Origin of the sequence: Arthrobacter sp. HMWF013 (genome assembly GCF_003061105.1) — a bacterium.
Lineage (GTDB): Bacteria > Actinomycetota > Actinomycetes > Actinomycetales > Micrococcaceae > Arthrobacter.
On the sequence record NZ_QAIQ01000287.1, the window covers coordinates 1 to 1,151 of the forward strand.

1 pseudogene is annotated in these 1,151 nt (G+C 65.5%); it reads left to right on the forward strand.

The window, feature by feature from the left end:
* Nucleotides 1-328: 328 nt before the first annotated feature.
* Nucleotides 329-1,151: pseudogene (locus DBR22_RS11160) on the forward strand (hypothetical protein); the annotation flags it as partial.

Genomic DNA, 1,151 nt, shown 5'->3' on the forward strand with positions numbered 1-1,151 from the left:
GTTCTGGGACATGGTGAACCTCATCATTCATCGATCTTTACGGCGGCTCTGCCGTCACCGGACCGTGCCCGCCACGTGCGCGGCGGCCACGCCCCGTCACGGACAATCCGCGAAGAGCTGTTCCGGAATCCACCCTAATACTTCGGGGCTGTCCATGTGTGTGCGGTGTCACACCTGTGCCCTGAGCGGCATTTATTTAGCGGTGAATGGTCACCGGAGCCCCGGCGCCGCGGGCCGGCCGCCGCCGATCAGCTAGTGATCAGCCATGTCCTTGGCTAGGCTGAGAAAAGAATTGTGACTTCCACGGAGCCACGCTAAGGAGAACAAAATGAACGAGCAAAGCTTCGGCCAAAAGGTTGGCCATGCAGCGGAAGGCAGTTCCGATACTGCCTCCGGCAATGGCGCAACAACGGGCCCGCGGAAGCAGGAGGGCAAGGCCGGCACCACCAACCAGGCTGTCCTGGGCCCGTTCACATTGCGTGACCTGGCGGTTTTCGCAGCCACCCTGATTCTGCTGGTGGCCTCGCTGCTGCCGGTCTTCTTCGGCCGGTTCAACCTCTGGAACGCGGGCAGCCTGTTCTTCCTGGGACTTGGGATCGTGCTGCCGATGATTGTGACGGCCCTGTTCGTTGCCCGCCGGCTCGCCCCCGCCACGAAGGTCCGGATCGGATCGCTGTCCGTTGACCAGTTCGCCTCGGTGGTGGCCTCCTTCGCGCTGGCCTTCTTCTTCGTTTCCGCGGCCGCAGCGTATGTCCCCAGCCTGCTGGTTGGCCTGATCGGTTCGGTTGTGCTGTTCACCGCTACCGTGCTGAGCCGGTTCATTCCGTTCTTCGCCGGAGACTTCCTGGGCCGCGACGAGACCCCGTCCCACGTGGTGGCGCGCGACGCCGCAGCTCCGTTGCCGAGGCCTCACACTCCCAAGGAAGCCAAGCCTGCCGCGGACCATGCTCCCCGCACGGGTGTTTCGGCCGACTCGCGGACCTCTTTGTCCCCGGCCAGCGTCCCGGCCGGCGGGTCCACCAAGGCAACAGCCGCGTCCGCGGCGCCGGCAGCGGTCTCGTCCGCCCCGGAGGTCAAGGAATGGACCACCGCCGGCGATCCCAGCCTCGCAACCCAGGCATCCGACGTCGTGCCTTCACCGTCTCCGGCGC